The organism is Synechococcus sp. CS-603 (assembly GCF_977929215.1).
Window position 1 is genome coordinate 2,618,587 of record NZ_OZ376778.1, and the last position, 25,196, is coordinate 2,643,782.

Below are 25,196 nucleotides of genomic sequence, written 5' to 3' on the forward strand. Positions count from 1 at the left end.
CAGGCCATGCAGGTGCTGCCCCCCTCCCAGCTCAGGCTCAGCCGCCGCCAGCTGCTGCGCTGGGGCGCCATCGGTGGGCTCGGCCTGATGGGCTCCTGCGCCAGGCCGAGCTCAGCCCAGCTGCTCTACAGCAGCGGTCAGATGCCAGCGGCCTGGTTGAAGCGGTTGCCGGATCCCTGGCGCGGCGAGGCCAAGGAGGGGCCCGGCGAGCTGCTCAGCCAGCTCTCCAGCGCCGATCTGCTGCAGTGGCCGGAGGGGTGGATTGGCGATCTCAGCGGCGAGCAGCTGCAGCCCTTTGCTCCGCCTGACACCCCCGAGGCCACCAGGCTGTTTGCCGATCTGGCCCCCTTCGCAGGGCCGATCAGCCATCTGTTCGGCGATCCGGCCGCTGCACCGATCGCCTATCCCTGGGCCTTCGGCACCTGGTGGTTGGTGCTGCGCAACCGTCAGGACCTGGCCGAACGCCGCGCCGAGGGCTGGTCTCTGCTCCTGGATGCCAGCCTCAAGGGCCTGCTCGTGCTGCCCTCCAGCCCCCGGGTGGTGATTGAGCTCTGCCTGCGCCAACTGGGCCTGGCCAGCCAAGACGAGGGCGCCCTGGCTGATCCGCGCTTGCTGCCCCAGCTGCGCCGGTTGCGCGGCCAGGCCCTGGCCTTCGATGAACGCGATGGCCTCAACCTGCTGTTGCGGGGCAAGGCTGAAGCGGCCGTGGTGGCCAGTCAGCGGCTTTTGCCTTTGCTGCGCAGTGATCTGCGCCTGACGGCCCTGCTGCCGGCCAGTGGCTCACCGCTGTGGTGGAACCTGCTGCTGCGGCCGGCCCGCAGCCGCGAACCGGCGCCCTTGGCCTGGCTTCAACAAGCTCGCGAGCCCGCCCTGCTCAGCCGGCTGCTGGCTGCGGGTTGGGTGCCACCGCTGCAGCGCCAGGCCCTGGCTGCAGCTTTGCAGAGCTGGCCCCAACCCATCGCCTCGCTCCTGTACCCGGAGCCGGCGGTGCTGGCCAACTGCAACAGCCTCTCCCCGCTCAGGGGCGAAGCGCGTGCCCGCTACCAGACGCTCTGGGACCAGGCCGCTCCGGCTTGAGCGCAACCCACGCCTGAACCCCTAGCCCCAGAGCCGGCGCCGCGGTGGTGCCGCCAGCAGGGCGTGGGTGTGGGCGAGCAAATCAGGAATCGCCAGGCCATGGGGACAGCGGGGCAGGCAGGCGCCGCAACGCTCACAGGCCCTGGCATCGAGCTGTTCCCACCAGTGGCCCGCCCGGCCGATCAGGTTGTAGCGCTCGGTGGCAAAAGCCTCCATGCCATGGCCGAGCGCCAGGTTGCGCAGGCGCAGCAGTTCGGGAATTGGCACGGCCTGCGGGCAGGGCAGGCAGGCGCGGCACTGGCCGCAACGGCCTGGGCCGAGGCGCCGGGCCGCCGCGGCGGCAAGCCGTTCGAGAGCCTCCGTTTCAAGCCGTGTGCGCGTGCCATCGGCGGCGGCGAGACGCTCGGCCCAGGCCAGATCACCTGGCTGGGCGGCCCCGAGGCTGAGGGTGCTGATCCCTTCGCTGATCAAAAAGCGATAGGCCAGCTCCAGGGGAGCCAAAGGGGCGCAGTCGGCGCTGAGTTCCGGCGGTGGGTCGTAGAGACGCCCGCCCTTGTCTGCAGGGGAGATCGCCATCACGCCAAGGCCGGCGGCGAGGGCCCGGCGGGCCAAGGGCAGGCGCTCCTGATCAAAGAGATGGAGATGAAGGCTGCAGAAACCGAAGCAACCGCTGCCCAGGGCCGCTTCGATCAGTCCGCTGCTGCCATGGCTGCTGAAGCCCAGTTGGCCCACCAGCCCTTCGCTGATCGCCCAGTCGAGCAGCTCCTTGCCCTCCCCCTCTAGGGCCCAGTCGAGATGCTCGGGCCGGTTGAGGCCATGCACCGCCAGGTTGTCGAGCCGCTCCACCCCCAGGCGCCTGAGGCAGGCCCGCAACTGCTGGCGGCCTTCGATCAGGCCCACACCAGGCAGGATCTTGCTGGTGATCACCAGCTGGTCGCGGCGGAGCGCCAGCTTGGCCATCGCCTCGCCCAGGTAGGCCTCGGCCGGTCCGTAGGCGGGTGCGGTTTCGAGATGGTTGATGCCGCAGGCGAAGGCGGCGGCCAGCACCCGCTCCATCTGAGCGGCGGAATCAACCGCCCGCATCGTGCCCAGCGTGAACAGCGAGACAGCCGGCCCTCGGCCAAAGGGCCGCCGGGCGGGCGCTTGCTCAGCGGGGGCACCGGACGGGTCGCCAGGGGGCGCCGTTGGAGGGGGAGGGCCGGGCTCCTCCGGATCGCCACCGGGCTCGGGCTTGCCATCCGCCTGGCGCTGGGCAAGGCGGACATTGCGGATCAGTTCGGCCGGGCTGAGCTGATCGAGAAAGCGGCGAAAATCCTCCTGATCCTCCGCATCGGCCTCGGCATCGACCGGGATCGAGGCATCGGCCACCACCTCCTCCAGCATCCAGATGCTGCTGTCGGTGCGCAGGGCCAGGGCGATGGCATCGCTGGGGCGACAGTCGATCTCAGTGGGCTCACCAGCGGGCGAGGTGAGTTTGAGAACGGCGCGGAAGGTGCTGTCTTCGATGGCATGGATGATCACCCGCTCCAGCCGCAAACCACCGGCCGCCAGCAGGGTGGCCATCAGATCGTGGCTGAGCGGGCGGGCGGGTGGCTCGCCTCCCAGGCCGGCCAGGATGTTCTGGGCCTGGGCCTGGTCGATCCAGATCGGCACCTGGCGCCGGCCGCAGGGATCGCGGAGCAGCACGATCGGGCTGCGACTGGCCGCGTCGAGGGCGATGCCGAGAACGCGCATTTCCACCATGGCCTTGCTGCGCCTGACCGTTGTCCATTATGGGCAGGAGCTCCAGGCCGACGATGTTCACAGGGTTGGTCCAGGCCGTGGGGCGATTGCGGCGCCAGCCCAAAGGCGTGCTGGTGGAGGGGCTGGGCCGTCACTTCGCCATTGCCCTGGGCGACAGCGTCGCTGTCGACGGCGTCTGCCTGACCGTTGCTGAACTGCACAGCGATGGCTTCCGCGCCGATGTCAGCGAGGAGACCCTCAACCGCAGCACCCTGGCCACCAAGGCGGCTGCGGGCGCGCCGGTGAATCTCGAGCCGGCCCTGCGCCTCGCCGACCGGCTCGGTGGTCACCTGGTCAGCGGCCATGTCGACGGGCTCGCCCATGTGGTCGCCATCAGCCAGCAACCGGCCTCCTGGAGGCTGGAGCTGCAATGGCAGGATCCGGCCTATGGCCGCTACATCTGCGACAAGGCCAGTGTGGCCGTCGATGGCATCAGCTTGACGGTGGCGGGATCCAGCGGTGCCGGGGAGCGATTCTGGATCGCCGTGATCCCGCTCACCTGGACCAGCACCACATTGCGACAGCGCCGGGTGGGCGATGCGGTCAATCTGGAGGCCGACCTGCTGGCCAAATACACCGAGCGGTTGCTGGCGGCAACAAGCGCCCCAGGCGGGGGAACTCCGCCGCCCATGGCCGGGATCGATGGGTCATGGCTGGTCGAACACGGCTGGGCCTAGCGTTGAAGCCGTGATTGTTCGGGATCGATGAGCATGACGGGGGAGCACGCACCGATCGCCGCCCTGCGCACCTTCACCATCGCCGAGGGGATCGTGATGATCGTGCTCGGCAGCCTGGCCCTGATCTTTCCGGTGGTGGCCTCCTTCTGGGTCACGGCCGTTGTGGCGCTCGCCTTTCTGGTGGGAGGGATCGTCGGCCTCGTCGACAACCTCTACCGCGCCAGGCATCTGAGCCGCCGGCATGCCTTCGCTCGGCTGGTGGTCTCGACCCTGTTCCTGGTCACCGGCGCCTGGATGATCAGCCAATTCCGTGGCGGCCTTGGCAATGCGGCTTCCCAGGTAGCTTCGCTGGCCTTGGCGATCGGGGTGGTCTTTGTGATCGAGGGCTTGGTGGCCATTGCTGTTGCCGCCAGCCACAAGCAGGCCGTGGGTCGGGGCTGGGGACTGGCCAACGGCCTGATCACCCTGCTGCTCGGCGTCTTGATCCTGACGATGAAGTTCTGGAGTCAGCTCTCAGTGATCGGCGTGCTCGTTGGCGTGAGCTTCCTGTTCAGCGGCATCGACCTGCTCGCCTTCAGTGCCCATCTCCATGGTCCTGGAGATGGCAAAGACTCAGCCCCATCCGCCCTACGCGAAACCAACGAAGCCAACCCCAGGACCTGATTGGCACTGGCAACAGCGAAGCGAAAGGCCGGTTAGGGCAGTTCCGGCTCGTCGTTGAGGGGGAGCAACCAGATCGAACCGGTTTCCGCGTGGATCTGGATCTGAAACTCCTGGCCGGGCTCGAGCCCCATGCGGCGGGTGTAGGCGTTGCCGATCATCAAGTTGCCATTGCCATGCACCCGGGTGCGGAATTCAGCCTGGCGTCCCTTGCTGCCACTGCCCTGGCCATGGCTTGCCTGGGCGTTGTTGCCGCCGAGACGGTAACCCTTGGCTTCCACCAAGGCCCGGTAGAAACCCTTCTTCAGTAGACGCCCACCTGGGCTGACATAGCCACAGGCTCTGGCAATCTCATCTTCTGAACAACTGCTGAGGGTTCTCGCCTTCTCAAGCAGGGCCTTTCCCACAAGCATCGCTTTTCAGTCCAGCAAGGCTTTTCCCTCTACCAAGGCTCTTAACTCCAGCAAGAATTTTCCTTCTGGAATGGGTGGGGCGGGATGATGGCGTCCAACGCGATGGCCTGACTTTAGGCCGGTCTCGAAGCAGATGACTGCTCGGTGGATGGGGAGCTATGCAGGACCTCAGCGTCCCGGAGAAGCCGCTGACAGGATTAAAGGATATAGAGGATGCCGAAGAGAATCAACCAGATCACATCCACGAAGTGCCAATAGAGTTCGGCTGCTTCGACGCCGAAATGGTGCTCAGGTGTGAAGTGACCCGGCTTGCGTGCCTGCCACCAGACAATCAGGATCATCATGGCGCCCAGGGACACGTGCAGCCCGTGGAAACCCGTGAGGGCATAAAAGGTGCTGGCGTAGAGGTTGTCGGTGAGGCCGAAGGGCAGTGAAAAATATTCGACCATCTGACCAGCCAGGAAGGCCACCCCAAGGGCCGCCGTCAGCAGCAGCCAGCGGCGGAAGGCAGATGGCCTGTCCTGCTTCAGTTCGCTGGCGGCACGGTGGAACGTGAAACTGCTCGCCACAAGCAGGGCGGTGTTGATCGTGGGCAACACCAGTTCCAGTTCGTAGATCGCTCCCAGTGGCAGGGGATTCACCGCCCGAAACGTGAGGTAAGCGGCAAAGAATCCGGCGAAGGTCATTCCATCGGCCACCAGGAAAGTGGTCAGGCCGAACATGCGCACGTCGCGATGGCCTTCCTCGTCCTCCTCAGCGGGCAGTGAAGCTGGGGACTCAACGATGCTGGCAGCAACGGTTGCGGAGGTCAAGGTTTCTGTCGCCACAGCGGCAGCACTTGATGACGGTTCGGGGCGGGGTGTCAGGGCGGCCATGGTGTGGGTCTGGGCGAATCGACAATCGGGGAAGCAGCGAGGTGGGGCAAGCCCCTGGATCATCGACCCCGAGACCAGAGCTGTTGGCCCGTGGTGGACTTGAGGTCGATCTGGTCTTCAGCGACGCCGTAGCCGTAGGGGTGGGTCACCAACGGCGCAGGGCCGATCCAGTTCTCCACCGGTGGAGGAGAACTGGTCAACCATTCCGGAGTCAACGCCCTCCAGGGGTTGTCACCAGCCACCGGGCCGGCGAAGGCACTCCAGGCCACATTGATTAGGAATGGAAGGGTGCTGATCGCCATCAGCAGGGCTCCCACACTGCTGACCTGGTTCAACATGGTGAACTGCGGGTCGTACTCAGCCACGCGGCGGGGCATGCCATTGAGGCCAAGCCAGTGCTGGGGGGCAAAGCAGAGGTTGAAACCAATGAAGGTGAGCGCAAAGTGCAGGCGGCCCAGGTGTTCGTTCAGCATCCGGCCCGTGAACTTGGGGAACCAGTGATAAATCGATCCAAACACGACGAAGACGGTTCCGCCATAGACGATGTAGTGAAAATGCCCGACAACGAAGTAGGTGTCGTGGACATGAATATCGAAGGGGACCTGGGCCAGTGCCACCCCGGTGATGCCACCGAAAACGAAGTGAACGATGAAGGCACAGCTGAACAACATGGCGCTGTTCAGTGCGATTTTGCCGCCCCAAAGTGTGGCGAGCCAGTTAAAGAATTTGATGCCGGTTGGTACGGCGATGAAGGCCGTGGCAATCGTGAAAAACAGGCGCATCCAGGGGGGCGTACCGCTGGTGAACATGTGATGGGCCCAGACGATCAAGCCGAGGAAAACAATCCCAAGAATGGAGTACACCATCGTGGTGTAGCCGAACAGGGGCTTGCGGGCATGAACCGGCAGAATTTCACTGACCAGCCCAAAGGCCGGAAGAACCATGATGTAAACCGCCGGGTGGGAATAGAACCAGAAAAGGTGTTGATACACCACCGCATTGCCTCCCAAGGCCGGGTTGAAGAATCCGGTGTGGGCGATGATGTCGAAACTGAGCAACACCAGCGTTCCTGCTAGCACCGGTGTGGCGAGAACCACAAGGAAACTGGTGCCCAGCATCGCCCAGCAGTACATGGGCAGTTGCATCATCTTCAGCCCCGGGCGACGCAGCTTCAAGATGGTGGCAATGAAGTTGATGCCCCCAAAAATGGAACTACCGCCCAGGAGCAACACACTCAAGATCCAAACCACTTGGCCGGCAGCGGGAGTGGTGAGGCTGAGCGGCGGATAGGCCGTCCAACCGGACTGGGCCGCACCGGCAATGAAGTAACTGGCAATCAGCAAAAAACCAGCCGGTGGAATCATCCAGAAAGCCACCGCATTGAGCCGGGGAAACGCCATGTCCCGGGCTCCTACATAAAAAGGAATCAGATAATTACCGAAGGCTCCATTCACCACAGGCACGATCCACAAAAAAATCATCACCGTGCCATGCAGGGTGAGCATTTCGTTGTAGGTTTCCCTGGGAACAAAATCGGATATCGGACTCAACAATTCCACCCGAATCACGCCGGCCAGGGCGCCTCCCACCAGATAGAAAAAGAACCCGGTCACCATGTATTGCAGACCGATCACTTTGTGATCGAGGCTGAAGCTGAGATAACGAAGCCAGCCTTGCGGCTGTAACCCCGGAGGGAGGCTTTGCGGTTGGGAAGTCTGGGGGGGGAAAGCCAGGGTCATCGCCAGGGGGCATGGGGTTGAAGGGAATCAAAAACGCTCTGGAGCCGACCTCAGCCGGTGGGAGCTCCGGCTGCCGAGGCCACCGTTGCCGGAAGGTTGGAATCCAGCCAACGATCGAAGGCCTCCGGCTCGTGGACCACCACGGTGGAACGCATCCCGCCGTGGTACGGGCCGCAGAGTTCGGCGCAGATGATCGGATACCGGCCCGGCAGGGTGGGGGTAAAGGTCAACACGGTTGGCTGCCCGGGGATCACGTCCTGCTTCAGGCGGAACTCAGGCACCCAGAAGGCATGGATCACATCGCGCGCCTCCATCCGCAACTCCACCGTCTGGCCGCTTTTGACGTGAAGTTCGCCGCTGATGAAGTCGCCTTCGGGGTAATGGAAAAGGAAGGCGAACTGAAGAGCCGTTACATCGACAGGCAAGACGCCGATGCTTCCACCAGAAGCAGCACCGATTCCTCCCCAGAGGCGGGGGGTTCCAGCCTCTCCTTCTGATGACCGGACACTGGCTTGAGCGACTGGAGAGTCCATCGTCCCATGCATGGAATGGGGATCGGCGAGGGGGATCATGCCGCCCATCCGGTCATAGATGTCGTAGCTGTAGATGCCGACAAACAACACCACGATTGCGGGGATGGCGGTCCAGAAGATTTCAAGCTGAAGATTTCCTTCCACAGCCACACCATCACCAGAATCACCATCCCGCCGCCTGAAACGCACCAGGCTGAAGATCAACAGGCCAAGAATTCCTAGAAAAAGGATTGTGCCGATCGTGAAAAGTACGGCGAAGAGTTCGTCATACAAAGGGGCGTTCGAACTGGCGGCTGCTGGCAGGAGGTTGATATTCTGGCCAACCCAAAGCCCTGCCAAGACGAGGATCATGCCCACCACCAAGGTGAGAATGGCGGAGGGTATGGGCACGGACCGCATGTCGCTGGATTCCCACCTTATGGGGATCGAGGATCCGGCAAGGGCCATTGGCGCAAACCACTTATCAACTCCGATCCAAGTGCGCGATTCCACACAGGGGCTGCCCCTGTAGAGCCCAGTCCAGGCAACGGACTTCAGGGTGAAGCTTGATCGCTAGTTTGGCTGGCATGGTGCCTGGAATGCTCTTTCTCACATCCCATTTGGTGGTGGCCCTGGTGGCGCTTGTCGGCATCGGTGGCGCCACCCGGGTGATGCAAGCCGGCTTGGCCTGCCCCGACTGGCCGCTCTGCTATGGCAGCTTCCTGCCTGGTGGCCAGATGAATCTGAAGGTGTTCCTCGAATGGTTTCACCGCCTTGATGCCTTTCTGGTCGGCATCGGTTTGCTGGTCTTGCTCGTGATCAGTTTGCTGAAGCGGTCCTCGCTGCCTGCTTGGCTGCCATGGGCCAGCGGCACGGCCCTTCTGCTGGTGGCTTTCCAGGGCGCCCTCGGTGCCCTGACGGTGACCCAGCTGCTGCGATTCGACCTGGTCACGGCTCACCTGGCCACGGCCCTGGTGCTGGTGGCCCTGCTCAGCGCAATCCATCAGGGCTTGGCCTTCCGTCCCGAACCAGCCTCTTCGCTCCAGCCACCAACAAGCAGTGTTCGGCCTGGCTGGCCAGCGGCCTGGTGGATGGCCCCCGCCTCAGCTGGTTTGGCTGTGTTCATCCAGGCCATCTCAGGAGCCCTGATGGCCAGCCAATGGGCTTCAGGCCGTTGCCTTGCCAGCGGAGAAGCCTGCCAGTGGTTAGCCCTCCATCGCCAGCTCGCCACGCCTGTGGCCACAGCGGTGATTGCGCTGAGCCTGGTACCAATCCTGCTGCGCGGTTCGCTTCGGCGACAGTGGCCGCTCGCAGCAGCAGCCGTGATGCTCGTGACCTTGCAAGTTCTGCTTGGCGTGTTCACCCTTCGCCTCGCCCTGGCCGTGCCCCTGATCACCGTGGGGCACCAGATCACGGCAGCTTTGCTTGTGGCCGTACTCGCCGCCCTGGCGATGCGGACCTGGCGATCCAGCCTTCCCAGCGCCGACCTCGGCCGATCCCCTCGTATGCAGACCTCCCATGGTTAGCGCCAGTGTGACCACGGCCCCTTCGCCCCCCCCGTTGGGCGTGGACAGGCCGGTAGCCGCTCCAGCCAAGGCGCGCCTGCCCGCCTGGCTGGAAATCGCCAAACCTCGGCTGATTCCCCTGCTGCTGGCCACCACCCTCGGCGGCATGGCCCTCTCCGAAGGCTGGCCATTACCCACCTCAACCCTGGCCTGCACCCTGGGCGGTGGCGCCCTGGCCGCTGCCGCTGCCGGCGTTTTCAACTGCCTCTGGGAAGAGAATCTCGATGGCCGGATGGGGCGCACCAGTGGCCGTGCCCTGCCCTCCGGTCGGCTTTCTTCCACCACGGCCTTCTGGGCGGCGGTCGCCCTCACCCTGGCCTCGTCGCTGCTGTTGATCGTCGGGGTGAACAGCCTGGCGGCCGCTCTCTCGTTGCTCGGGCTATGCAGCTATGTGCTGCTCTACACAGCCCTGCTCAAACCCCGCACCACCCAGAACATCGTCATCGGTGGCGTCGCCGGTGCGATTCCGCCCCTGGTGGGAGCGGCCGCTGCCAGTGGGCATGTGGGTCTGGGTGGTTGGTGGCTGTTCAGCCTGGTGATGCTCTGGACACCGGCCCATTTCTGGGCCTTGGCCCTGTTGCTTGCGGAGGATTACCGCTCGGTGGGCATTCCGATGTTGCCGGTGATCAAAGGTGCCGCCCACACCACCCGGGCGATCGGCCATTACGCCAGGGCCACGGCCCTGATCAGTGGCTTCGGAGTGCTGGCCTTGCCCACTGGTGGACTGCTCTACGGGCTGCTGCTGCTGCCATTCAATTCCAGGCTGCTGCAGATGTCACGCTCCTTGGCCCAGGCCCCGGAAGACCCCATGGCCGCCAAAGGGTTGTTTCGCTGGTCGATCCTCTACCTGTTCGGCATCTGCCTGTTGCTGCTGATGGCCCGCTTACCCGGAGCCAACGTGTTCAGCCAGCAGAGCTGGGAACTGCTGGTGGCTGCCTACCCGTTCCTGCCTGCTGCAGCGCTCTGAGCGCCAGGGTTGGCACTCTCCTTGGCAGTGTTGCTCCCTTTCTAGATTAAATGAACCCATCGGCCTGGCAGGAGTGTCACAAACGGGAGAAGAAGCCACGGTGATCGAGCTCATTGAGCTACGCAGGAACTACGGCCCGGTCACGGCCCTGGCCGGCCTCTCCTTGACCGTGCCCAAGGGCTGCCTGTACGGGCTGCTGGGCCCCAACGGTGCGGGCAAGACCACCGCCCTGCGCATCGTCTGCACCCTGCTGGCCCCCGACAGCGGCAGCGTCAGGGTGGGCGGGCTCGATGCCCTGGCCCAGCCCAGGGCCGTGCGTGAACTGCTCGGCTATGTGGCCCAGGAGGTGGCGATCGACAAGATCCTCACGGGTCGGGAACTACTGGAGTTGCAGGGGGCGCTGTACCACCTCAACGCCAAGCGCCTGCAGGCGCGGATCCTTGAACTCAGCGGCCTGCTCGGCATGGACGACTGGCTGGATCGGCGCTGTGGCAGCTACTCCGGCGGAATGCGCCGCCGGCTGGACCTGGCCAGCGGCCTACTTCACGATCCAGCTGTGCTGGTGCTCGATGAACCCACCGTCGGCCTTGACATCGAAAGCCGTGCCGCGATCTGGCAGGTGTTGCGCCAGCTCCGCGATCAGGGCACCACGGTGCTGTTGAGCAGCCACTACCTCGAAGAAATCGATGCCCTCGCCGATCGGCTGGCGATCATCGATGGTGGACAGGTGATTGCCGAGGGAACGCCCACCAGCTTGAAGAGCGCCCTGGGGGGCGATCGGGTCACCCTGCGGGTACGGGAATTCAGCAACGCCCCTGAAGCTGAACGGGTCCGTGAGGTGCTGGAGCGCTGCCCGGGCGTTCGCCAGGTGGTGGTGAACCTGGCCCAGGGCCATTCGCTCAATCTCGTTGTTGAGAATGCAACGGTGATTGAACCGCTGCGGCGCCAGCTGGCCGCGGCCGATCTGCCAGTGTTCTCTCTCTCCCAAAGCCGCCCCAGCCTGGATGATGTCTATCTCCAGGCCACCGGCCGCACCCTGATGGATGCGGAGCTGCAGGTGGCCGGTAGCCGTGATCCCAAGGCGGAGCGCAAACAGGCGATGCGTTGATCCCATGTCTCGAGCCCTTTCCTTCCCTCTGACCCGGCGATGACCAGTGCACCCTCCATGACCTCCACCGTTGCCAAGCCTGGGGCGTCAATCTCCGGGAATTCAGCCCTAGCCGATCAGGGCCAGGAAATCCTCGCTCTGACCAAACGGCTGTTCCTGCAATTGGCCCGGCGGCCCTCCACGCTTGTGGCAGGGGTGTTGCAGCCCCTGATCTGGCTGGTGTTGTTCGGCGCCCTGTTCGCCAAGGCGCCTGAGGGTCTGCTGCCCGATGGCATGAGCTACGGCCGCTTCCTCGGGGCTGGGGTGATTGTGTTCACGGCGTTCAGCGCGGCGCTCAACGCCGGACTTCCAGTGATGTTCGATCGGGAATTCGGCTTTCTGAACCGGTTGCTGGTGGCACCGTTGCGATCGAGAAGTTCGATCGTGATTGCCTCGGTGCTCTACATCACCAGCCTCAGCCTGGTCCAGAGCCTGGCGATCATGGGAACGGCGGCCCTGCTCGGATACGGCTGGCCAGGGGTCTACGGCCTTGTGCTGGTCCTCGTCACCCTGCTGCTGCTCGTCTTCGCCGTGACCGGACTGAGCCTGGGCCTCGCCTTTGCCTTGCCGGGACACATCGAATTGATCGCCGTGATCTTCGTGGTGAACCTGCCGCTGCTGTTCGCCAGCACCGCGCTCGCGCCGATTTCGTTCATGCCCACCTGGTTGGGGTGGCTAGCGGCCCTGAATCCACTTACGTTCGCTATTGAACCGATTCGTGCCGCCTACGCCGGCCAAGTTTCCCTGTCAGCCGTTGTCCTCCAGGCTCCCTACGGCGCCTTAACAGGCGCCCACTGCCTGCTGGTTCTTGCAGTGCTGGCTGCGGGCCTGTTCCTCCTGATCCGGCCATTGCTGGATCGCAAACTCAGCTGAGTGCCGCCGTGCCCCTCCCTTTTTCCCCCTCGGACCTGACCCTCGCCGCGCCTGCTGCGGAACAGGGACCACTGCGCCAGGAACTGATCGCGGCCCTGCGCCGTCAGGATCCAGGCAGCATTGCCAGGCTTTCAACGCGCTGGGTCCATCGCCATGGCGTCGATGCGCTCGACCAGCTGATCCGTGAGCAGGCCGCAGAAGCCCCCGCAACCCAGGCCAACGCCCTGCAGCTGGAGTTGAACTCCCTCGCAGGCACCCTGGCAAAACCGCTGGCAACCGAGGCCGCTGTTCTCGAAACGCCGCCCCCCAACCCTGCTGAATGGGAGATCAAAGCGATCGATCCCCCTGCCACAGTCCAGGCCGTCGACACCGCCAACCCATTCGAGACGCCCTCCTTGGCTGCTGTGGCGTCCAAGCCAGAGCTGTCTACCGAGGATCCGTTCCAGGCCAAAGCGTCGATTGGCGATCCATTCGCCTCCGATCCGCCTGCCGCCCAACCAATGGCGGCGACTCCGTCTGCCCTGGATTCCTTCACGGCTGATTCCTTCATGCCTGGTTCCTTTGCTTCAGAACCATCTCCGGCGGAAGCGGCCATGGCCTCAGACCCGTTCGCCCCATTGGACCCTGGGCCGAACCCATTTGATCCAGCCCCCTTGGCGGCGGTGGCTTCGGAAGCTTCAACCGCGACAGCTATTAGCGTCACAGCCAACGATCCAGCTCCAGGCGCCGAGACCGAAACCAACCCTGCAGCGATCCCTGAGGAGGGGCACCCCGGCAGCGGCAGCGACGGCAGGCCCCAACGACGCAGCCCGATCCGGCGCTTCAAGAACTTGGTGCGCTACTGCATCGACGAGGTGGCCAGCACCTTTCAACAGGACGCCGATCTTGAAGCGAGCGGGCCCGGAGCCACTGTCCAGCCACCAGCGGCCAGCTGGCCTCTCCCCCCAACGCTGCCCTCTCCCCAGCCCGAATCAGCTAGAGGTCCTGCCGCCACTAGCCCAGCTGTTAGCAGAAGATCGTTCAGCAGCCAACCACCAGCTGAGCGGCAGCCGCGTCTCACCACGACGCCCGAGACCCCAGGGGCAGCGGCTGCGCCGCCGGTCCACCCCGATCTGGCGGCCTTGCGCTCGTGGTTGCCGGATCCACGGGACGACGAAGAGCGCCGGGCTTCTTGACCCAGCTATTCGACAAAATCCTGACGAAACCGTCCTGACCGCCGGCATCATTGCTGCGGCTTTTCTGCCCCCCCTCCTTGCCCAAGTCGTCCCCAGCCCACCGGCTCAGCCGTGCCTCCCTGCAAGGGGGGTTGATCGTCTCGGTGCAGGCGCCGGAGGGTTCGCCGATGCGGCAATGCGAGGTGATTGCCGCCATGGCGCAGGCCAGCCTGGCCAATGGGGCGATCGGCGTGCGGCTGGAGAGCCCCGAGCACATCGGAGCGGTTCGGAGACGCTGCCCGGCAGCCCTGATCATCGGACTGTGGAAACGCAGCTTTGCCGATAGTTCCGTCTACATCACGCCGGGATGGGAGGACATCAAGGCCGTCTGGGCCGCCGGCGCCGATGTGGTCGCCATCGATGCCACCGACCGCGTCCGACCGGGCGGCGAGGAGCTGACCGCACTGATCGATCGGGCCCACACCGAGCTCGGCGCCACGTTGATGGCCGATGTCGACAGCGTGGCCAACGGGCTGAAGGCGGCGGCCCTTGGCTGCGCCTGGGTGGGAACCACGCTGTATGGCTACACGCAGGAGACGGCCGCTTGTTGGCCTCCAGCCTGGGATCTGCTGGCGCCCCTGCGTGCCGCCTTGCCCGAAGGGGCGGTTCTGATCTGTGAAGGCGGGATCGCCACGGCCGGCGACGCCAGGCGGGCCAACCGCCTGGGAGCCGATGCGGTGGTTGTGGGAACCGCCATCACCGGCGTGGATCTGCAGGTGGCCGCCTACGTCAAGACGCTGGCAGGTTGAGCGAGTCGCTCACATCATTCCCGGCATGCCCATGCCGCCCATGCCAGGCATGCCCATTCCTCCCATTCCACCTGGGGAAGGTGGGGCCTCAGGTTCGGCCTTGTCGGCGATCACCACTTCGGTGGTGATCAACAAAGCAGCGATCGAAACCGCATCCTGCAGGGCCAGCCGCACCACCTTGGCGGCATCGAGAATGCCAGCGGCGATCAGGTCTTCGTATTCGCCTGTGAGGGCATTGAAACCTTTGCCGGAGCTCAGCGCTTCAGCCACCACAACCACGCCGTTGGCGCCGGCGTTATCGGCGATCTGGCGCAGGGGAGCCGAGAGGGCGCGCTGGACGATCTGGGCACCGGTGCGCTGATCGCCGTTCAGCCGGGCGATCAGACCATCAAGACCGGCAGCCAGTTGCAGCAGGGTGCTGCCGCCACCGGGGACAATGCCTTCTTCGACCGCCGCGCGGGTGGCGTTGAGGGCATCCTCAATGCGCAGCTTGCGGTGGCGCAGTTCGGTTTCGGTGGGGGCCCCGACCTTGATGACGGCCACACCTCCGGCCAATTTGGCGATCCGCTCATTGAGCTTTTCCTTGTCGTAGTCGGAGTCGGTGACCTCCAGTTCGCGTTTGATCGAGGCGACGCGTTCGGCGACGGCATCGCGATGCTCATCGCTGCCGATGATCGTGGTGCTGTCCTTGCTGATCGTGATCCGACGCACCTTGCCGAGGTCGGCCAGGCTGACGCTGTCGAGAGCCATCGCCCGGTCCTCGCTGATCAAGGTGGCGCCAGTGAGGATGGCGATGTCCTGCAGGGCGGCCTTACGGCGCTCACCGAAGGACGGAGCGCGCACCGCTGCCACCTGCAGCACACCACGGTTCTTGTTCACCACCAAGGTGGCCAGGGCTTCACCGTCGACCTCCTCGGCCAGGATCACCAGGGGCGAGGAGCCGGCCTTCGCGACCATCTCCAGCACGGGCAGAAGATCGGCGATCGCACTGATCTTGCGGTCGGTGACGAGCAGCAGGGCGTTCTCGTAGTCGCAGACCTGACGGTCGGCGTCGGTGACGAAATAAGGAGAAGAATAGCCCCGGTCGAAGGCCATGCCCTCGGTGATCTCAAGTTCGGTGGCCAGAGAGCGGGATTCCTCGACGGTGATCACCCCATCGGTGCTCACCTTGTCCATGGCGTCAGAAACCATCTGGCCGATCTGCTCGTCGCCACCGGCACTGACCGTGGCGACCTGGCGGATCGCCTCACCGGCCACGGCCTCAGACAGGCGGGCGATGCCGGTCACGATCTCGGCGGTCGCCGCTTCCATGCCGCGTCGCAACCCCACCGGATTGGCACCCGCCGCCACGTTGCGCAGACCTTCCTGCACCAGGGCCTGGGCCAACAGGGTGGCCGTCGTGGTGCCATCGCCGGCCTTGTCCTTGGTTTTGGTGGCCACCTGCTGCATCAGCTTGGCGCCGATGTTTTCGAACGGATCTTCAAGCTCGATTTCCTTGGCGATGGTGACGCCGTCATTGACGATGTCGGGAGCACCGAACTTCTTCTCGATCACCACGTTGCGACCCCGCGGCCCGATTGTGACCTTCACCGCATCGGCAAGGGCATTCACGCCGCGCTCCAGAGAAGCGCGGGATGCATCCGAGAAACTGATCAGTTTGGCCATCGGTGGGGGGTGGACAGACCGTGGGGCTGCCCGATAGACGTCAACGATCAGGCTCCCACGGCGGGGCGGGCGATGTCAGCGATGTTGTAGTGGGGAAAGCCGAATCAGACACCCCGGCTCGATAGGGTCTTGCCATGGAGGAGATGATCACCACGAGCCTGGCTGACGCTCTAAGCGATGGCAGCGCCGATCCGGGGACGGGTCCCAGTGCGATGGCCTTCTTGATCATCACGGGCCTCGGCCTGGCCATGGCCGTGGTCTACGTGCCGATCCGGCTGTTTCTGACCATGACCGTGCGCAGCCGACGGCTGAAGTTGCTGCAACGTATTCGCCGCCTGCGCGAAGAACTGGGACAACCGATCGAGGGCTGATCAGCTCATCAACATGCCGCCATCCACCTGCAAAACCTGGCCAGTGATGTAGGCGGCGGCAGGATCGGCGGCCAGAAAGCGCACGGCGCCGGCCACATCCTCAGGCTGGCCGAGCCGGCCGAGGGGAATCGCCTTGAGAATGGGCTCCACATTCAGGTCCTGGGTCATCTCGGTGGCAATGAAGCCCGGCGCCACGGCATTAACGGTGATGCCGCGGCTGGCGAATTCGGCGGCCGTGCTGCGGGTGAAACCGACCACACCAGCCTTGGCGGCGCTGTAGTTCGTCTGGCCGGCGTTACCGGTCAGGCCGACCACCGAGGTGATGTTGATGATGCGGCCGCGGCGGGCCTTGAGCATGCTGCGGCTCGCAGCCCGGGTGCAGAGAAAAACGCCGGTGAGATTGAGATCGATCACCGCCTTCCAGTCCGCGGTCTTCATGCGCAGGAGCAGGCCATCGCGGGTGATGCCGGCGTTGTTGACCAGCACGTCGAGTCGGCCGCAGCGCTCGAGCACCGCCTGGATCAGCCCGTCCACCTGCCCTTCTTCGGACACGTCCGCCTGGAGGGCATGGGCCCGGCCGCCGGCGGCCTCGATCTCGGCGACCACGGCCTCAGCGGCGCTGGCGGAATTGGCGTAGTTGACCACCACCTCAGCGCCGTCGGCCGCCAGGGCCAAGGCGATGGCACGGCCGATGCCACGGCTCGCCCCGGTGACCAGGGCGGTCTGACCCTGCAGTGGAATGGCTGCGTGAGCGGACATCGGTGGCGAAGCACTGGGCGCCCGCGATCGTATGCCGCCGCTCTCGCCGAGCTCAGCCCGCCATTGCCTCGACGGCGACGAGAGCCTTGCCGAGGATGGCGATGAAGCTCCCCAGCTGCTCCTGGCTACCCATCACCACCAGCATCTGGCCCGGGGCGAGGCGCACCTCACCGCCGGGGTTGGCGATCAGCTTCGACTCTTCCTGTTGGTAGGTGGCACCGCGGTAGCTGTAAGGGTTCCCGACCTTGGGGGCGGGGGTGCGAATCGCCAGCACCATGGCGCCGGAGCGCCGCCCCAGCTCCAGTTCCGCCAGGCTGCGGCCGTTGAGGTCGCCGAGTAGGGCGCCATCCTCACTGAGCTGGAATTCCTCCACTTCGCAGTCTGAAGAGGAGAGCAGATCCATGAAGCGCACCGCCAGGGGGCGCAGGGCCGTGGCGGCCATGGTGCGCCCGCCCGCCACATAGGGGCTCACCACCTGGTTGGCACCGGCCTGGAGCAGCTTGCGTTCCGCTTCTTCGCTATCGGAGCGGGCAATCAGCCGGCAGGCGGGGGCAATTCCGCGGGCACTGAGCACCACATAGAGATTGGCGGCATTGCTGGGCAGGGCTGCCACCAGGCTGCGGCAGCGGTGAATGCCCGCCTCCAGCAGGGTTTCATCGAGGGTGGCATCGGATTGCAGCACAACGATGCCCCGGGCCTCGGCCGCCTCTTTCTGAGCCTGATCCATCTCGATCACGATCAGGGGAACGCCTTCGCTGGCCAGTTGTTCGGCGATTTCACGGCCGATGCGGCCATAGCCGCAGAGGATCACATGGTTTTCCATCGTTTGCAGGTAGCGGCGGAAACGGTTTTCGCGCATGCGGCGGAAGTAACCCGACTCACTCAGACCCAACAGGCTCTGGATGGAGAGCTGAACCACCACCAGGCCGCCGACAATCGAGAACACGGTCACGGCGCGACCGGCGGCGGTGAGGGGATTCACCTCGCCGTAGCCGATGGTGCTGATCGTGATCAACACCATCCAGTAGGAATCGCCCCAATCCCAGCCCTCGACGATCCGGTAGCCGAGCGCCGAGAGGTTGACCACGCTCGCCAATGAAACCAGCGGCGTCAGCCAGGGGTGGCGACGGCGCAGCGACGGCGGTTGGCGGCGGCTGAAGCGGCGTTGGACGTTTTGGGAAGGGAGCATCCAGCGACGCCGTTGAACCGAAGAGCCGTGGAACAGAAGAGCCGGCTAACCGAGCCCGAGGGCTTTGAGCACCTCGGTGACCCCGAGCTGATCGAGGGAACCGGCCTCACCAACACCTTGTACCCCCTGGCGCGCGGGCAGGCTGTCGCCGCTGCGACCCAGCGCCACCAGGGGGGTGCCGGTCAGCAGGGCCAGTTCGCTGAGCAGGGGATCGCTGCTGAGCACCACATCGGCGACAGCCACCTGGGCGGCCTGCTGCGCCGGGCTGCCGCCGCTGGCCTGGCTCACCCGCAGATCAGGCAATTTCGAGCGGATCTGCTCCGGCAAGGCCTGCCAGTGGGCCGCGGGCCAGTCAGCACCGGTTGTGGCCGCTGGGTTGGGGGCCAGCAGCACCAGCGGACCAGGCCCGGGGGGGAGGGCTGCGGTGGCGGCGTCCAGGTCAGATTTCGGCAGCCGCAGCCGGAAGGCGTCGGCCTGCAGGGGCACCTCGATCGGCTGGAGCCAGGCTTCCAGCGCTTGATTCGGCCAGCCGCAGGAGGCAGCCTGTGCGGCCTGGGGCGTGAGTTGGCTGGTGGCCGAAAAGCCAGATCGGGCAATCCGGGTGGGGATGTGGGTGAGGGAGAGCAGCAGGTCGAGGGGCCAACCGGAGGCCAGATTGATACAGGCCTGAAAGTCAGGCTCCCGCACCGCACCGAGCAGGTTGGCCCACTCGGCCAGGCTGACCCCCGACTCAAAGCTGAACGGCAACACCTTCTCGACGGCCGGCAGCAGCTTCCAGACCGCCGCCGCCCCAGCCGGACAGGACACCTGCACCGTGGCAGCGAGGTGGAGGGCGGTGGCGGCCACCGCTGGCATCGCTTGCAGTTGGGTCGCGCTGCCGCCGGGAATCAAAAAAAGAACACGCATCTGGGCAGCGGCAGGCAGGCGTTGCGCGTGCTGATTGTATGGATCGGACCGGGCTTTTCCGGCCCCGAGGGAGACGCTTGTGCATTTGCTGATCGCCGCCGCCGGCAGTGGACGTCGCATGGGGGCGGAGAGCAACAAGTTGCTGCTGCCGCTCGCCGGCCGGCCCGTGCTGGCCTGGAGCCTGGAGGCGGCCCTGGCCTGCCGTGCCATCCGCTGGATCGGGATTGTGGGCCAACCGGTTGATCAGAAGGCCGTGGAGGCCCTGATCCAGACAGCGGCAGCGGACCGGCCGGTGCGCTGGATCGTTGGCGGCGCCAGCCGCCAGGAGTCGGTGCGGCTGGGGCTCGCGGCCTTGCCCGCCGAAGCGACCGGCGTGCTGATCCACGATGGCGCCCGCTGCCTGGTGGCAGCGGAACTGATCGGCCGCTGCGCGGAAGCCGTCGCGGCGGGGGAGGCCGTGATCGCCGCCACGCCGGTGAGCGACACGATCAAGCGGCTGAATGGCGCGCAGCAAGTGGAGGAAACCCTGGATCGCGCCGGGCTCTGGGCCGCCCAGACCCCCCAGGGCTTTCCGGTGGAGGCGTTGCGTTCGGCCCATGCCAGGGCGCTGGAGCAGGGCTGGAGCGTCACCGATGACGCCGCCCTGTTCGAGCGGCTGGGCTGGCCGGTTCGGGTGATCGCCGCTCCGGCTTCCAACCTCAAGATCACCACGCCATTCGATCTCGACGTGGCTGCCGCTGTCCTGGCCCAGCGGGAGGGTTAGGGAATCAGGCTGAGGCGGCCGCTGTCGCCATCAAGGCGGGCCAGCCGGCCCAGCGGCAGCGCCCCGTTGCCTGGGGCATGGCCCACCGGCAACCTGCCCACCACCGGGATGCCAAGGTCGGCGGTGCGTTCGCGCAGCACCTGCTCGAGGCTGAAGCGATGCTGGGGCGGCTCGCTGGATTCGACGGGATCGTCGCAGTCAAGGAAACTGCCGAAGCCAAGACCAGCCAGCTGTTGCAAGGCGCCGCAGAGGCGCCAGTGGGTGAGCAGGCGCTCGATCCGGTAGGGCGCCTCGCCCACGTCTTCCAGGATCAGCACAGCCCCCGCCAGAGGAGGCAGAAACGGGGTGCCGAGCAGGTGGGTCGCCACCGTGAGGTTGGCCACCAGCAGGGGGCCTTCCGCCACGCCGCCCTGCCAGGGTTCGCCCTGCAACGGCGGCAGCGGCTCACCGAACAGCAACGCCCGCAGCCGCTGCTGGCTCCACTCCGGCTCGCTGGCCAGGCCCGTGACCATCGGCCCGTGGATGCCACCGCCGAGCCCCAGCGCCAGGCGCGCCCAGAGCAAGGAGGTGACATCGGAATAACCCAGCAACCAGCCTGCCTGCTCGGGCAGGGGCTGCTCCAGCAGCCGGGCTGACCCCCAACCACCGCGCACACAGGCCAGCAGGCGGGCCCGGGCCTCCAGATCGCCGCGGCGCTGCTGGTCGTCTCCGGCCATGTAGCCCCAACGCCGGCCGGGATCAAACGGACGTTCCACCACCAAGCCCCAGTCCTCAAGCACGGCCACCCCCTGCTCCAGCCGGCCAGGGTCGCCGAGGGCTGAACTGGCCGCGACCAGCCCCACCCGCTCACCGGGCCGCAAAGGCGGCGGCGACAGAACCGGCCTGGCGGGGCGCCAGGAGGCGCTCATGCGGCCCGTCCAAGCAGCAGGGCCAGCCAGAGCAGGCCACCGAGCTGAACCTGGCGGTGGAAGTGGCGGCCGAACAGGCCAGCGGCAGGCTGACCCCGCAACAACCGGGCCTGTTGTTGCATGCCGATCGCCGCCAGGGCCCAGAGCGGCCAGAAGGGCCAGGACACCCCCTGCAACAGGGCGGCGAGCGCCAGAAACAGTGCCGTCAGGCCGTAACAGATCGCCACGACGGCAGGGGCCGCAGGCCCGAGGCTGAGCGCACTGCTGCGCAGGCCCAGGGCGGCATCATCGCGCCGATCGGCCATGGCGTACACCGTGTCAAAGCCGAAGGTCCACAGCAATGTGGCCGCCCAGACCAGTCCCAGGGGCCAGCCACCGGCAACCTCACCGGTGGCCGCAGCCCAGGGGATCAGCACCGCGAAACCCCAGCAGAAGGCCAGCAGCAACTGGGGGAAAGCCAACCAGCGTTTGGCAGAGGGATAGAGCAGCACCGCCGGCAAGGTCGCCAGGGCCAGCAGCAGGGCAGCCCCCCGCCCTTCTTCCGGCAGCAGCCCTACCACCAGCAGGGCCAGCAGCAGGCAGAGCACGAGCAGAACGGCGGCGCTGGCCACACTCACCCGACCACTGGCGAGGGGTCGGTCCTTGGTGCGCTCCACCAAAGGGTCGATGCGCCGGTCCCAGAGGTCGTTGGCGACACAGCCGGCACCGCTGACGGCGAGGCCGCCAAGACCAATCAAGCCGACGAGGGCGGCCGCCGGAGGCCCCTCGGGCAGCAGCCAGAGGGACCAGCCGGCTGGGATCAACAGGATGAGACGACCACTGGGCTTCTGCCAGCGCAGCAGGGCGACCCAACCCCGCAGGGTGGCGCGGATGTGCATCGCGGCAGATTAGGTGGGGGGGCAAGGCCATTCGAGCCTCACGGTGTGATCCAGTTGTGCTTCGGTCGTTTCTGGCTGTTCTTGGGTGGCTGCCAATTGGCTCTGGAGTGGCAAAGTGACGCCGTTTGCGCCGGGCCTTCGATCGGATGCCAGCCTCCCAAGCCCTCCCGGAGCCGGCAGCGGCGCTGCGCCATGTCGCGGCCATCGACATCGGCACCAACTCGATTCACCTGCTGATCGCAGCAGTTGATCCGGGCCTGCGCAGTTTTCGCGTTGTTCAAGCAGAAAAATCCAGTGCACGGCTGGGTGAACGGGATCCCGACACGGGCCTGCTGACCCCGGCGGCGATCGAGCGGGCCCTGCTCGCCCTGGGCCATTACCGCGAGCTGGCCGACAGCCATGGCGCCGAGCAGATTCTCACCGCCGCCACCAGCGCCGTGCGCGAGGCGCCCAACGGCCGCGAGTTCCTGCAGATGGTGCAGGACCGCCACGGCCTTGAGGTGGATCTGGTCAGCGGTCCGGAAGAAGCCCGGCTGATTTATCTGGGAGTGCTCTCGGGCATGGCCTTCGGTGATCAGGCCCACCTGATCCTCGACATCGGCGGCGGCTCCACCGAACTGATCCTGGCTGACGGGCGCGATGCCCGCGAGCTCACCAGCACCCGGGTCGGAGCGGTGCGATTGCATCGGGATTTCGTCGACCAGGACCCCCTGCCACCGGCGCTGCTGACCTTTTTACGGGCCTTCATCCAGGGATCCCTTGAGCCCGCCGTCGTCCGCGTCCAGCGGGGGCTTAAGCCAGGTGAAGTGCCCGTGCTTGTGGCCACCAGCGGCACGGCGATCACCCTGGCCGCTCTCGCGGCTGCCCAGGAGGAGCGGCCACCCCTGCGGCTGCAGGGGTTCAAGGTCAGTCGTGAGCGGATCGATCAGCTGGTGAATCAACTGGCGGCCATGACGCTCGACGAGCGCAGGGCGATCCCGGCGATCAATGAACGTCGGGCCGAAATCATCGTGCCCGGTGCCCTGGTGCTGCAGAAGGCGATGGAGATGCTCAAGCTCAAGGAGCTGGTGATCAGCGACCGGGCCCTGCGCGAGGGGCTGATCGTCGACTGGATGCTGCGCCATGGCCTGATCGTCGATCGCTTCAGCTTTCAGAGCAGCGTGCGTCAACGCACTGTTGAAGATCTCGCCCGCCGCTTCCGCGTCGACCTGCCAAGGGCCAGCCGGGTTACCGCCCACGCCCTCACCCTCTACGAGCAGTGCCAAGGCTTGCTCCATCACGACCAGGGCGAAGGCCGTCAACTGCTCTGGGCTGCCGCGATGCTGCACACCTGCGGGCAGCACATCAACATCAGCGCCTATCACAAGCACAGCTGGTACCTGATCCGCCACGGCGATCTGCTGGGCTACTCCGAGACCGAACAGGTGATGGTGGCAGCCATCGCCCGCTACCACCGCCGCAGCCTGCCGAAAAAACGCCACGAGGCCTGGTTGCAGCTGGCCAGCAGCGAGCAACGCCAGACCGTCGGGGCGATGGCGCTGCTGCTGCGCTTAGCCGCCTCCCTTGATCGCCGCCCAACCCCGGCGGTGCAGGCGATCAAGGTCAGTGCCAGGAGCGGGGTGCTGAAGATCGCCCTGGAGGCCGCAAGCCCTGGCCTTGATCTCAGCCTGGAGCGCTGGAGCCTGGCCGCCTGCGCCGAGCCCCTGGCTGAAGCGACCGGCGTGAAGCTGGTGGTGGACGCCCTGGCGCCACTGATCGGCGGGCCTGTTCCCTGAGCGGAAGCAACGGCTCGCCACTCCTCACCAACCGTCATTGGGAACCATGACAAAGCGGTGGAGACGTTCCGACCATCCGCCTTAATGGAGAACCAGCGCTCCTTTGTTCATGACGGTCGGCGACATTTTAAAGATCATTCTCGCCTTCATCCTTCCCCCCTTGGCTGTGGCCACCCAGGTGGGCTTCACTGGTGCCTTCTGGCTCAACCTGCCGTTCTGGCTTGTAGGCATTTGCGCAAAATGGCTGCCGATGATCGGCCTGCTGTGGGTATTGTACCCAATAGCTATTATCCACGCCATTTATATCATTCTGGCGCGGAAGTAAGTTCAATCGCCTAGGCCCAAGAGCGATCACAATCCCTTTACAGCCAAGGCGGGTTGGACCATTCCCCAAGGCCATCGATCTCTGATTGATCGCACCTGCTGACAACACGCTTGCATCGTCTCCGGCAAAGTTACGGGAATAGTTACTGACAAAGCGTGGCCGACAACAATACCTGGCGAGTAACTGACAATTTCAATTGAGAATTATGTTGGCAAAGCTGCCAACGATCCAGGAGAAAAATCAAAAACACAATGCCAGAGACAAGCTCTTTCAAAGAACGTCGATCTCGCTTTTGTTTTCGCTCTATGCGATCAACTGAATACGCGGAATGAAAGGCTTTGAGCCATTGTCAATGGGCGATACTGGATTCGAACCAGTGACCCCTTCCGTGTGAAGGAAGTGCGCTACCGCTGTGCTAATCGCCCGCATCCACAGATCTTAAAACACCGCCAGCAGCTCGCTCCCCTCCGACCCGCCTGTGTTGTCCTACTGGCCGGTTCTGGCCCTGCTCACGGCCTGCTGTGAAACCGGCCGTGACCTCGCCACCCGCAGCTTGCTGCGCCGCAGTGGCTGGCCCACCAACCTGGTGATGGGTCTGAGCTGCCTGGTCTCGGCCCTACTGACCCTGCCGTTTCTCAGGCTGATGGTCCAGCCCTCCGACCTGCCCCAGTTGTTGCTTGCCCTGGCGGCCAGTGGGCTGGTTAATGCGGTGGCCTTCTGGGCCTATGGCCGCGCCCTGGCCGCCGGCGAGCTCAGCCTGGTTCTGCCACTGATCAACCTCTCACCGCTGGTGCTGCTGTTCAGTGGCTGGTGGCTGCTGGGCGAGCGTCCCACCCTCAGCTCCAGTGCCGGTGTGGCGCTGTTGGTGCTGGGGGCGTTGCTGCTGGGACGAGGGACGGCCGCTGGCTCCAGCTTGGTTCAGAGCCCCGGTGCACGGCCGATGCTGCTGGTGGCGGTGCTCTGGGGCGTGGCAGCCAGCTTCGACAAGCTCGGCGTTCAAGCCAGCGGCAGCCTGGCCTGGGTGGCGTTGTTCAACCTGGCGGTGGCCCTGCCGCTGCTCACCCCGGCCGTGTTCCAGGCCCAGGCCAATGGCAGCCTCTCAACGGCTGGAACCTGGCGGCAAGCACTGGCCAGCAAGCACTGTTGGCAATTGCTGGCTCTACTGCTGGTCTGCGGTCTGATGGGTGCGGTCGGCATGGTCAGCCAGATGGAGGCGCTGCGCTTCACGGCCGTCGTCCATGTGATTGCGATCAAGCGGCTGAGCACACTGCTCAGCGCCATCGCCGGAGTGGTCTGGCTGGGAGAACCCCGCGGAGCCCTGCGCCTGCCTGGAGCCACCTTGATGCTTGCCGGAGCGGTGAGCTTGCTGGCCATTGGCATCCGCCAGCCGATCCAGTGAGCTGAGGT

25 protein-coding genes, 1 tRNA gene and 1 pseudogene are annotated in these 25,196 nt (G+C 65.4%); 14 read left to right on the top strand and 13 right to left on the bottom strand.

Annotation, left to right across the window (positions count from 1 at the left end; genetic code table 11):
- Positions 1 to 6 precede the first annotated feature (6 nt).
- Positions 7 to 1,077, top strand: coding sequence for a type 2 periplasmic-binding domain-containing protein (locus tag ACXMDM_RS13815; RefSeq protein WP_071800022.1), 1,071 nt, complete (start codon positions 7 to 9; stop codon positions 1,075 to 1,077).
- Positions 1,078 to 1,098: 21 nt separating this feature from the next.
- On the opposite strand, the gene ACXMDM_RS13820 is transcribed toward ACXMDM_RS13815, so the two are convergent.
- A complete protein-coding gene (locus ACXMDM_RS13820; RefSeq protein ID WP_083544603.1) occupies positions 1,099 to 2,160 on the bottom strand; it encodes an aldo/keto reductase in 1,062 nt (353 codons plus the stop codon).
- A 144-nt stretch (positions 2,161 to 2,304) separates the two neighbouring features.
- Positions 2,305 to 2,820 (bottom strand): annotated as a pseudogene (locus ACXMDM_RS13825) (bifunctional nuclease family protein); the annotation flags it as partial.
- A gap of 53 nt (positions 2,821 to 2,873) precedes the next feature.
- Between ACXMDM_RS13825 and ACXMDM_RS13830 the strand changes: the two are divergent.
- Positions 2,874 to 3,536, top strand: coding sequence for a riboflavin synthase (locus ACXMDM_RS13830; protein WP_259723182.1), 663 nt, complete (start codon positions 2,874 to 2,876; stop codon positions 3,534 to 3,536).
- Between the two features lie 27 nt (positions 3,537 to 3,563).
- Positions 3,564 to 4,199, top strand: coding sequence for an HdeD family acid-resistance protein (locus ACXMDM_RS13835; RefSeq protein WP_071800026.1), 636 nt, complete (start codon positions 3,564 to 3,566; stop codon positions 4,197 to 4,199).
- A gap of 32 nt (positions 4,200 to 4,231) precedes the next feature.
- On the opposite strand, the gene ACXMDM_RS13840 is transcribed toward ACXMDM_RS13835, so the two are convergent.
- The 4 genes from ACXMDM_RS13840 to ACXMDM_RS13855 all read right to left on the bottom strand — a co-directional run bounded on the left by ACXMDM_RS13840 (position 4,232) and on the right by ACXMDM_RS13855 (position 8,146).
- On the bottom strand, positions 4,232 to 4,609 hold the full coding sequence (locus ACXMDM_RS13840) for an AbrB family transcriptional regulator (protein ID WP_071800027.1): 378 nt from the start codon (positions 4,607 to 4,609) through the stop codon (positions 4,232 to 4,234).
- A 197-nt stretch (positions 4,610 to 4,806) separates the two neighbouring features.
- Entirely contained in the window at positions 4,807 to 5,421 is a 615-nt protein-coding gene (locus tag ACXMDM_RS13845; protein WP_499569822.1) for a cytochrome c oxidase subunit 3, read from the bottom strand.
- Between the two features lie 122 nt (positions 5,422 to 5,543).
- Positions 5,544 to 7,223 (bottom strand): cytochrome c oxidase subunit I, encoded by a 1,680-nt coding sequence (ctaD, locus tag ACXMDM_RS13850; RefSeq protein ID WP_071800028.1) that lies wholly within the window; start codon positions 7,221 to 7,223, stop codon positions 5,544 to 5,546.
- A gap of 50 nt (positions 7,224 to 7,273) precedes the next feature.
- Positions 7,274 to 8,146, bottom strand: a complete 873-nt coding sequence (locus ACXMDM_RS13855; RefSeq protein ID WP_071800029.1) for a cytochrome c oxidase subunit II — start codon at positions 8,144 to 8,146, stop codon at positions 7,274 to 7,276.
- A 188-nt stretch (positions 8,147 to 8,334) separates the two neighbouring features.
- Between ACXMDM_RS13855 and ACXMDM_RS13860 the strand changes: the two genes are divergently transcribed.
- The 6 genes from ACXMDM_RS13860 (at position 8,335) to ACXMDM_RS13885 (ending at position 14,250) form a co-directional block, all read left to right on the top strand.
- A complete protein-coding gene (locus ACXMDM_RS13860; protein ID WP_259723181.1) occupies positions 8,335 to 9,261 on the top strand; it encodes a COX15/CtaA family protein in 927 nt (308 codons plus the stop codon).
- The gene (locus tag ACXMDM_RS13865) at positions 9,254 to 10,267 is read left to right on the top strand and encodes a heme o synthase (protein WP_083544365.1); all 1,014 of its coding nucleotides are present in this window, start codon (positions 9,254 to 9,256) and stop codon (positions 10,265 to 10,267) included. Before ACXMDM_RS13860 ends, ACXMDM_RS13865 begins: the two co-directional genes overlap by 8 nt.
- A 73-nt stretch (positions 10,268 to 10,340) precedes the next feature.
- Entirely contained in the window at positions 10,341 to 11,375 is a 1,035-nt protein-coding gene (locus ACXMDM_RS13870; protein WP_370454074.1) for an ABC transporter ATP-binding protein, read from the top strand.
- A gap of 57 nt (positions 11,376 to 11,432) precedes the next feature.
- Entirely contained in the window at positions 11,433 to 12,287 is an 855-nt protein-coding gene (locus ACXMDM_RS13875) for an ABC transporter permease (RefSeq protein WP_071800031.1), read from the top strand.
- Positions 12,288 to 12,295: 8 nt separating this feature from the next.
- Complete coding sequence (locus tag ACXMDM_RS13880; protein ID WP_071800032.1) at positions 12,296 to 13,462, top strand: hypothetical protein; 1,167 nt, start codon at positions 12,296 to 12,298, stop codon at positions 13,460 to 13,462.
- 77 nt (positions 13,463 to 13,539) lie between these two features.
- A complete protein-coding gene (locus ACXMDM_RS13885) occupies positions 13,540 to 14,250 on the top strand; it encodes an N-acetylmannosamine-6-phosphate 2-epimerase (RefSeq protein ID WP_071801915.1) in 711 nt (236 codons plus the stop codon).
- Positions 14,251 to 14,259: 9 nt separating this feature from the next.
- Here ACXMDM_RS13885 and groL read toward each other — a convergent pair whose 3' ends face one another.
- Positions 14,260 to 15,915: a chaperonin GroEL gene (gene groL, locus ACXMDM_RS13890; RefSeq protein ID WP_071800033.1), complete on the bottom strand. Its 1,656-nt coding sequence runs from the start codon at positions 15,913 to 15,915 to the stop codon at positions 14,260 to 14,262.
- Positions 15,916 to 16,058: 143 nt separating this feature from the next.
- On the opposite strand from groL, the gene ACXMDM_RS13895 reads away from it, so the two are divergent.
- Positions 16,059 to 16,286: a hypothetical protein gene (locus ACXMDM_RS13895; RefSeq protein WP_071801916.1), complete on the top strand. Its 228-nt coding sequence runs from the start codon at positions 16,059 to 16,061 to the stop codon at positions 16,284 to 16,286.
- Here ACXMDM_RS13895 and fabG read toward each other — a convergent pair whose 3' ends face one another.
- The 3 genes from fabG to ACXMDM_RS13910 are packed head-to-tail and all read right to left on the bottom strand — an operon-like array spanning position 16,287 to position 19,140.
- Positions 16,287 to 17,045 (bottom strand): 3-oxoacyl-[acyl-carrier-protein] reductase, encoded by a 759-nt coding sequence (gene fabG / locus ACXMDM_RS13900; protein ID WP_071800034.1) that lies wholly within the window; start codon positions 17,043 to 17,045, stop codon positions 16,287 to 16,289.
- A gap of 52 nt (positions 17,046 to 17,097) precedes the next feature.
- Positions 17,098 to 18,234 carry a potassium channel protein gene (locus ACXMDM_RS13905; RefSeq protein ID WP_071800035.1) on the bottom strand — a complete coding sequence of 379 codons (1,137 nt, stop codon included), beginning with the start codon at positions 18,232 to 18,234 and terminating at the stop codon, positions 17,098 to 17,100.
- Between the two features lie 45 nt (positions 18,235 to 18,279).
- A complete protein-coding gene (locus ACXMDM_RS13910; protein ID WP_499569828.1) occupies positions 18,280 to 19,140 on the bottom strand; it encodes a glycosyltransferase family 9 protein in 861 nt (286 codons plus the stop codon).
- A 79-nt stretch (positions 19,141 to 19,219) separates the two neighbouring features.
- Here ACXMDM_RS13910 and ispD point away from each other — a divergent pair, with 79 nt between their 5' ends.
- Entirely contained in the window at positions 19,220 to 19,903 is a 684-nt protein-coding gene (gene ispD / locus ACXMDM_RS13915; protein ID WP_071801917.1) for a 2-C-methyl-D-erythritol 4-phosphate cytidylyltransferase, read from the top strand.
- On the opposite strand, the gene ACXMDM_RS13920 is transcribed toward ispD, so the two are convergent.
- Positions 19,900 to 20,811: a S66 peptidase family protein gene (locus tag ACXMDM_RS13920; RefSeq protein ID WP_071800037.1), complete on the bottom strand. Its 912-nt coding sequence runs from the start codon at positions 20,809 to 20,811 to the stop codon at positions 19,900 to 19,902. The genes ispD and ACXMDM_RS13920 overlap by 4 nt on opposite strands.
- The gene (locus ACXMDM_RS13925) at positions 20,808 to 21,689 is read right to left on the bottom strand and encodes a 4-hydroxybenzoate polyprenyltransferase (protein WP_071800038.1); all 882 of its coding nucleotides are present in this window, start codon (positions 21,687 to 21,689) and stop codon (positions 20,808 to 20,810) included. Before ACXMDM_RS13925 ends, ACXMDM_RS13920 begins: the two co-directional genes overlap by 4 nt.
- A gap of 146 nt (positions 21,690 to 21,835) precedes the next feature.
- On the opposite strand from ACXMDM_RS13925, the gene ACXMDM_RS13930 reads away from it, so the two are divergent.
- Together ACXMDM_RS13930 and ACXMDM_RS13935 are read left to right on the top strand one after the other, a co-directional pair.
- Positions 21,836 to 23,464: a Ppx/GppA phosphatase family protein gene (locus tag ACXMDM_RS13930; RefSeq protein ID WP_071801918.1), complete on the top strand. Its 1,629-nt coding sequence runs from the start codon at positions 21,836 to 21,838 to the stop codon at positions 23,462 to 23,464.
- 109 nt (positions 23,465 to 23,573) lie between these two features.
- Complete coding sequence (locus tag ACXMDM_RS13935) at positions 23,574 to 23,789, top strand: YqaE/Pmp3 family membrane protein (protein ID WP_259723180.1); 216 nt, start codon at positions 23,574 to 23,576, stop codon at positions 23,787 to 23,789.
- A 353-nt stretch (positions 23,790 to 24,142) separates the two neighbouring features.
- Here ACXMDM_RS13935 and ACXMDM_RS13940 read toward each other — a convergent pair.
- Positions 24,143 to 24,214, bottom strand: a tRNA-Val gene (locus ACXMDM_RS13940).
- 56 nt (positions 24,215 to 24,270) lie between these two features.
- Here ACXMDM_RS13940 and ACXMDM_RS13945 point away from each other — a divergent pair.
- Positions 24,271 to 25,188 (top strand): EamA family transporter, encoded by a 918-nt coding sequence (locus ACXMDM_RS13945; protein ID WP_071800039.1) that lies wholly within the window; start codon positions 24,271 to 24,273, stop codon positions 25,186 to 25,188.
- Positions 25,189 to 25,196 lie beyond the last annotated feature (8 nt).